This window comes from Mesorhizobium sp. M0664 (assembly GCF_040320565.1).
Classification (GTDB): Bacteria; Pseudomonadota; Alphaproteobacteria; order Rhizobiales; family Rhizobiaceae; genus Mesorhizobium.
On the sequence record NZ_JAMYPW010000016.1, the window covers coordinates 103787 to 111414 of the forward strand.

The 7628-nt window shown below is 62.2% G+C and carries 7 protein-coding genes; 2 read left to right on the forward strand and 5 right to left on the reverse strand.

All coding sequences use genetic code 11. From position 1 onward, the window contains the following. Window positions 1–6 precede the first annotated feature (6 nt). The 3 genes from NKI39_RS16960 to NKI39_RS16970 are packed head-to-tail and all read right to left on the reverse strand — an operon-like array spanning window position 7 to window position 3398. Entirely contained in the window at window positions 7–1380 is a 1374-nt protein-coding gene (locus NKI39_RS16960) for an MlaD family protein (protein WP_352540616.1), read from the reverse strand. A gap of 13 nt (window positions 1381–1393) precedes the next feature. After that, window positions 1394–2212 (reverse strand): ABC transporter ATP-binding protein, encoded by an 819-nt coding sequence (locus NKI39_RS16965; RefSeq protein WP_352593549.1) that lies wholly within the window; start codon window positions 2210–2212, stop codon window positions 1394–1396. 1 nt (window position 2213) lies between these two features. After that, on the reverse strand, window positions 2214–3398 hold the full coding sequence (locus tag NKI39_RS16970) for an ABC transporter permease (RefSeq protein WP_352833125.1): 1185 nt from the start codon (window positions 3396–3398) through the stop codon (window positions 2214–2216). Between the two features lie 78 nt (window positions 3399–3476). Here NKI39_RS16970 and dgcA point away from each other — a divergent pair, with 78 nt between their 5' ends. Next, window positions 3477–4460, forward strand: coding sequence for an N-acetyl-D-Glu racemase DgcA (gene dgcA, locus NKI39_RS16975; RefSeq protein WP_352833128.1), 984 nt, complete (start codon window positions 3477–3479; stop codon window positions 4458–4460). On the opposite strand, the gene NKI39_RS16980 is transcribed toward dgcA, so the two are convergent. Beyond that, a complete protein-coding gene (locus NKI39_RS16980) occupies window positions 4431–5648 on the reverse strand; it encodes an MFS transporter (RefSeq protein WP_352540619.1) in 1218 nt (405 codons plus the stop codon). The genes dgcA and NKI39_RS16980 overlap by 30 nt on opposite strands. A 127-nt stretch (window positions 5649–5775) precedes the next feature. Continuing rightward, window positions 5776–6597 carry a UDP-2,3-diacylglucosamine diphosphatase gene (locus tag NKI39_RS16985; RefSeq protein ID WP_352471734.1) on the reverse strand — a complete coding sequence of 274 codons (822 nt, stop codon included), beginning with the start codon at window positions 6595–6597 and terminating at the stop codon, window positions 5776–5778. 120 nt (window positions 6598–6717) lie between these two features. Here NKI39_RS16985 and NKI39_RS16990 point away from each other — a divergent pair, with 120 nt between their 5' ends. Then, the gene (locus tag NKI39_RS16990; protein WP_352816684.1) at window positions 6718–7497 is read left to right on the forward strand and encodes an SDR family oxidoreductase; all 780 of its coding nucleotides are present in this window, start codon (window positions 6718–6720) and stop codon (window positions 7495–7497) included. The last annotated feature ends 131 nt before the right edge of the window (window positions 7498–7628 follow it).

The window sequence follows — 7628 nt, forward strand, 5'->3', positions numbered from 1 at the left end:
CCGAAGTCAACGGCGCACCCTGCCGTCGAACTGCCGGACCTCACCCTCGCCGCCGGACAGGATCCGCTGTGGATTGCGGCTGAGGTCGGTCACCGCCTCTTCGATGCGGTTGATCGAACGACGGCTGTCCTGGACCAGCGATTCGACGTTTTGCAGCCCCTGTCCCGAGAACCGCGCCAGATTGTCGGTGATGGTGCCGAGGCGGGCGTTCAGCGTGTCGGCGACCTGCTTGAACGATTTGAGCGTCGCCCTGGCATCGGCCATGACGCCGTCGGCCTGACCGGAGCCGAGCAGTTTGTCGACCTTGGCAAGGATACCGTCGACTCGCACCGAGGCATCGTTGAGGCGTCCTGCGAGTTGGTGCGCGTCTTTGATGGTTTCGTCGATGTCGTCGGCCCGGTTGGCGAACTTGTTGGTCACCTTGGCGATGTCGGCGGCAGCCTCGTTGGCGTTTTCGCTGGCCTTCTGGATATTGGCCAGCGCGGTGCGAACCTCAGCCGGATCGATGCCGTCGAGAACGCCGTCGACCTTGGCCAGTGTGCCTTGCGTCTTCTGGGCGAAGTCGTTGATCGAGCCGACCGCGGTGTCCACGTTCTTGATGACCGTGTCGAACTGCTTGCTGGTTTCCTTGAGGTTGGAAGTGACCGTGTCGACATTGGCGACGATGCTCTTGATCTGGTCCTTGTCGACGGCGTTGAGTAGCCCTTCCGCCGCCTTCAGGGTGCCGTCGAGTTTGCCCGAAACACCCTTCAGTTCGTCCGCCAGCGAGCTGACGCTGGCCAGGAACTTGTCGACGCCGTCCGCATTCCTGGCCAGTGCATCGGAGAAGGTCTGGACATTGTTGACGGTCTGCGTCAGCGGCCCGCGAACATCCTTGGTGAAGCCTTCGAGCTCCGAAAGGACCTTGTCGGCGCGGGTGAAGATGTTCTGCGCTGTCTGTAGCAGATTGGTGACCGCCGACGGGTTGGCAACGATCTCGGCGACACGGCCTTCCTTTTCCGCCTCGTCGAGAAGTTTTGGCTCTTTGGGGTCGGCGCCCTTGAGCTCGATGTTGGCCTGGCCGGTGAGGCCGGCAAGCCCGATATCGGCCTGTGTCGACTTGGTGATAGGCGTATTCCGGTCTATTTCGGTGTCGGCGATAGCAGCGGTCGGATTGTCGACGTCGATATAGACACGGCGCACGTCGCCGACTTTGACGCCATTGAACAGCACGAAACTGCCACGGCCGAGCCCCGAAGCGGAGCCTGGAATGCGCACGCGCAGCACCGTCGTCTCACCCTTTTCGCCGATTGCCGCCGTCCAATAGACGAAAGCGAAAGCCGCGAGGATCGCGGCCAGCGTGAAAATGCCGACAATGACGTAGTTGGCCCTGGTTTCCATTGCTCACTTATGGCTATGCGCGCGCCGCAAGATCAAGTTGCCGGGCGCGTTTTCCGCGGAAATAGGATTTTACCCAGGGTTCCTCGCTCCTGAGCATGTCGTCGATCGTGCCCTCGACCAGCACTTTCTTGTTGCCGAGCACCGCCACGCGGTCGCACGCGGTAAACAGCGTGTCGAGATCGTGCGTGACCATATACACGGTCAAATCCATCGTATCGCGCAGTTTGACGACCAATTCGTCGAACTCAGCCGCGCTGATCGGATCGAGCCCGGAAGTCGGTTCGTCGAGGAAGACGATATCCGGATCGAGCGCCAGAGCGCGCGCCAGCGCAGCACGCTTAATCATGCCGCCGGAGAGCTCGGAGGGGAATTTCTGCGCCGCATCCGGCGGCAATCCCACCAACTCGACCTTGAGCATGGCAAGTTCGTCCATCAGCTTCTTCGGCAAATCGAGATATTCGCGCATCGGCACCTGGACGTTTTCGAGGACGGTCAGCGCCGAAAACAGCGCACCATGCTGGAACAGCACGCCAAGCCGCATGTCGATGCGAAGGCGCTCCCTTTCGGTTGCCCTCTCGACGTCGACCCCGAACAGTTTGATTGTTCCCGATTGCTTACGCGTCAAGCCAAGGATGGTGCGCAAGAGAACAGATTTGCCGGCACCGGAGGCACCGACGAAGCCGAGAATCTCCCCGCGCCAGATATCGAGCGATAATTTGTCGAGAACGACCTGATCGGCGAACGACACCGTGACGTCGTGCGCCGACAGCACGATCTCGTCTTCTTTGGCTTTCGCCGCCACCTTGGTCGTGTTTGTGCCCGGCAGCGCCATCTCAGAACTCGATCGCTGCATAGAACATGGCGAAAAGCCCGTCGAGGATAATGACCACGAAGATCGACTTCACCACTGAGGCGGTCACATGCTGGCCAAGCGATTCGGCGCTGCCGCCAACCTTCATGCCCTCGACCGAGGCAATTATACCGATGATCATGGCCATGAACGGCGCCTTGATCAGGCCGGCAAAGATGGTGCTGAGGTCGATTGCGACACGCAGCCGGTCGATGAACGCTGCCGGTGCAATATCGGAGTAGAGCCATGCAGCCAAAATGCCGCCGCCCAACGCGGCAAAGTTGGCGACGATCGTCAGGCAAGGCAGCGCGATGACCAGCGCGACCAGCCGCGGAAACACCAGCACGCCGATTGGGTTAAGACCGATCACCTTCAGCGCATCGACCTCCTCGCGCATCTTCATCGAGCCGATCTCGGCGGTGATCGCACTGCCGGAGCGGCCGGCGATCATGATCGCCGTCATCAGCACGCCGAGCTCGCGCAGGATCAGCACCCCGACCAGGTCGACGACGAAGATGTCGGCGCCGAAATAGCTGAGCTGATAAGCGCCTTGCTGGGCGACGATCGCACCGACGATGGCCGACATCAGCACGACTACCGGTATGGCGCCGACACCCATGCGATCGATCTGGTTGAAGATCGCCGCCATGTTGACGGCATGGCCACGGCCAAGCTTCATCTGCGAGCCGCGTATCGTGGCGCCGAGGATATTCATTGCGGCCAGGAAATCGTCGCGCATCTCATAAACGCGCCGACCTACCGCCTCGAGCCCGCGAATGATGAAGTTGGGCGGCTTTGCCGGACCTGATTCGGGCTCGCGACGAACGGCGTCCCCGACGGCGCCAAGCAGGATCGAGGCGATCTCGCTCTGCCCCTGCATCGTGATCTCGACGCCCTTTTTTTCGAAGCTGCTGACCAGGCGGTCGATCAGCCACGCCCCGGCAGTGTCCATCTTCTCGATTTGTGAAAGGTCGAGCGCCAGCGTCTTGAAGCCGCCGCGCTTCTCGATCTTGCGCATCTCGGCATCGACCAGCGCCACGGTACGTGTCGTCCAGGTTCCCGAGAAAGCGCAGCCGAGAACGTCGCCCTCCTCGCCGATCGCGATGCGCGGCTGGTGGTCGGGCTCCTTGGCAGGGCCGCTTGCGTCGCGTTTGCGGATGGTCAACATGGCGTCCTGTTTAGCCTGACGGGGCCGACCTGTCGATTTGCCGACATCCTCCTTGTTGCACAGCCGGAGCAGAAAAATATGGCGCGTGTCATTTCGGTCGAGGCCGAGCGCTTTCCGATAGCCGGGACCTTTACCATTTCGCGCGGCTCGAAGACCGAAGCGGAGGTGATTTCCTGCGCCATCACCGAAAACGGCCGTACAGGACGCGGCGAATGCGTCCCTTACAAGCGCTATGGCGAAACCATGGAGGGTGTGCGCGACGCGATCGAGGCGATGCGCAGCGAGATCGCGCGCGGCATCAGCCGCATCGCCCTGCTCGATGCCATGCCTGCCGGCGCGGCACGCAACGCCATCGATTGCGCGCTCTGGGACCTGGAAGCGAAGATCAGCGGAACACCGGTGGCGCATACGATACGAACCGTTCCGTTACGACCGCTCGAGACTGCGTATACATTGTCGCTCGCCGAGCCGGAGGCGATGGCGGCGCAGGCCCGCGCCAACGCCCAGCGCCCGCTACTCAAGGTCAAGATCGGCGGCGACAACGACATCGCGCGCATCCGTGCAGTGACGGCGGCAGCACCCGACAGCCGAATCATTCTCGACGCCAACGAGGGCTGGAATAACGACAACATCGTCGCAAACCTCGCCTTTGCCGCCGAGCACGGTATCGCCTTGATCGAACAGCCGCTGCCGGCGGGACATGACAGTATTCTTCGCCACATCGCGCATCCGGTACCGATCTGTGCCGACGAAAGCGTGCACGAGGCGAAGGACCTTGAAGCACTTGTCGGCCTTTACGACGCCGTCAACATCAAGCTCGACAAATCGGGTGGCCTGACCGCTGCACTCGTGCTTCGCGACCGCGCCCGCGAACTGGCTCTTGGTGTCATGGTCGGCTGTATGGTCGGCACATCGCTTGCGATGGCGCCGGCCGTGCTGTTGGCGCAGGATGCCGATTTCGTCGATCTCGACGGTCCGCTGCTGCTGGCCCGCGACCGCGTTCCCGGTCTCGTCTACCAAGGTTCGCTGGTGTCACCGCCCGAGCGGGCGCTGTGGGGCTGAACGCGCGGCAAGCCCGATCAGAGCCAGGCCCGTCAGGGCGATCGGGATCATCGCAAAGAAGCCATTCGCGCCGAAGCGGTCGTAAAGAGGACCGGAAATCAGCGTCGCCGCCGCCATGAAGAAGCCATTGGAGAAGTAGGCGATGCCTTGCGCCGCCCCGGTGCGTTCTTCCGCGACCGTCTCACCGATCATCTTTTGCAGGCCGATCAGCACCAGCGCCACCGAAACCGCGTGCAGCGTCTGGATCGCGAAAAACCCGCCAACGCCAAGCCCAAGCGGCCAGATCAGCGGAAAGGCGAACCAGCGCACGATCGCGCCGATCCCGGCAATCAGCATGATCGAGACGACCGAGAAGGAGGCGAAAGCGCGGGTGAAAACGACGAACATGCATATCTCGGCGACGACGCCCCACCCCCACAGAAGCCCGACAACCGAATCGCTGATGCCGATCGACTTCCAGTAGATCGACACGAAACCGTAGAGAAATGCGTGGCTGGCGGTGATGACGCCGACGCCTGTCGAAAAATAGAGGAAGTACCGGTTGAGGAGTTTCGGTGCCGATTGCTGGATATCGGCGGCCGAAAGCGGCGAGGCGCGGCGTGGACGACCAAGGCGCGGCGCAATCAGTCCGGCGGCTAGCGCGGCACACAGCGCCGCGAAGATGATCACCGGGACAGCCTGGGCACCGCTCGCCGACAGGATGAAACCGCCGGCGAGATTGGCACAGAGATAGGAGATCGAGCCCCATTTGCGCATGCTTGCGTAATTCGAGCCGAAGCGGCGAACACCTGAAAGGGCGAGCGAATCGGCAATCGGCGAATGCGGCGTCCAGACGACCGTCAGGGCCAGCGACACGGCAAGTACCGTTGCGTAGGTCGGCGGCAGGAGGTAGCCGGCGGACAGGATCAGCGATGCGGCGACCAGCGCAACATAGACATTGGCGCGGTCGCTCGCTTTGTCGGCCAGCGCAGTAAGAAAAGGCGTCGTCGCCACGCGCAGGAACATCGGCGCGGCGAGGATCACGGCTATCTGTTCGGCATGGAACCCCTTCGCCTGCAGCCACAGCGGGAAATACGGCACATGCGTCCCGAGCGGAACGAAGAGCGTAAAGAAGATCAAGCTCATGCGCAGTTCGAAATGGCGTGGCTTGACGAGCTGTTCGGGCGAAAGCGGCGGCAGCGAGGACATTGACAGGCGATCCGTCGGCACGGCATTCAGCCGGGTCGGCCCGCCACACCTGCCGCTGCTTAACACGGCGAAAAAGTCGATGAAACCGCTGGACTAACCGATTGAAGCGAGATGCGGCCGGATTTGGTCAAGCCGCCTGGACTGCCCTGCCCTTGATGTCGATCGGCACGAGCACCTCGCTGCCGACCGGAGTCTCCGGCAGGACATGCGCCCAGTGCAGGATCTCCATCCTGCCGTCAAAATGCTCGACCACCGCCGTGCAGCTCTCCACCCAGTCGCCCGTGTTGATGTATTGCACGTCCTCATAGCTTTCGATCGCGGCATGGTGGATGTGCCCGCAGATCACGCCGTCGACATGCGAGCGGCGCGCCTCCTCGGTCAGCACGGTCTGGAACGAGCCGATGAAATTCACCGCCTTCTTGACCTTGACCTTGGCCCAGGACGAGAACGACCAGTAAGGCAGGCCGAGCACCTGGCGCAGACGTGTGATGATGCGGTTGAGCAGCATCGCCGCGTCGTAGGCATAGTCGCCGAGATAGGCCAGCCAGCGCGCATTATGGACGACGGTGTCGAACTGGTCGCCATGGATGACAAGAAGGCGTTTGCCGTCGGCGGTCTCGTGGATGGCGCGGTCGGCGACGACAATGCCGCCGAAATGAACGCCCTGGAACTGTCGCGCGAACTCGTCATGGTTGCCGGCGATGTAGGTGATGCTGGCGCCCTTGCGCGCCTTGCGCAGCAATTTCTGGATCACGTCGTTATGGCTTTGCGGCCAATGCCAGCTTCGTCTCAGGCGCCAGCCGTCGACGATGTCGCCGACGAGATAGATGATATCGGCATCGTGATGGCGCAGGAAATCGATCAGGAATTCGGCCTTCGCCGCCTTCGATCCGAGATGGACGTCGGAGATGAACATGCTGCGGAAAGTGCGAGGCTCTGCGCCGGACATCATTTGTCACCGTTGCTTTCGCCTGAGCCTATGCCCCGATTCATGCAACAACCGTATGACGGTTGCGATTGGTCCAGCCATCCGGATAGGTTGCCGCGGCAATCAGAGGAGAAAATCACCATGGATCTCGGCATTCGCGGCAAGAAGGCCATCGTCTGCGCTTCGAGCAAAGGCTTGGGACGCGGCTGCGCCATGGCACTGGCAGAGGCAGGTTGCGATCTGGTGATCAATGGCCGCAACGCCGACGTGCTGGCCAAAACCGCCGCTGAACTGCGCGAGAAATTCGGCGTCAAGGTGACCGAAATCGTCGGCGACGTATCCAAGCCCGATGTCCAGAAGGCGCTGCTTGCCGCCTGCCCCGATCCCGACATCCTCGTCAACAACAATGGCGGTCCGCCGTTTCGCGATTTCCGCGCGCTCGACCGCGAAAAGATCCTCGAGGGCGTCACCCACAACATGGTGACCCCTGTCGAGCTGGTTCAGGCCGTGATCGACGGCATGGCGGCGCGCGGCTTCGGCCGCATCGTCAACATCACCTCGCTGTCGGTCTATGTGCCTATCCCCGGCCTCGACCTGTCGTCCGGCGCCCGCGCCGGCCTCACCTCGTTCCTCGCCGGCGTCGCGCGCACGGTGGCCGACCGCAACGTGACGATCAACAACATGCTGCCAGGCAAGCTCGACACCGACCGGCTGCGTGATCCGAAGGAGGCCGGCACGCCCGAAGATCCGGCAGCGGCCGCCGCGCGCAAAGCGCAAGCAGCAGCCAACGTTCCGGCCAAACGGCTCGGTACACCGGAGGAATTCGGCCAGATCTGCGCCTTCCTCTGCTCGGTCCATGCCGGTTACCTGACCGGTCAGAACATACCGGTCGACGGCGGCCTCTATGTCAGTGCGTTTTAGTGGGTATCTGACGCTTTGGTATCCGCTGGGAACGGCGGGAAACGACCGATAGTGTTGAAGAAGTCGGCGATGAAGCCGTGGATCCACTCGCACCGAAGCGTCTTGATTAAGGTCGACGCGACCTCCTCGCC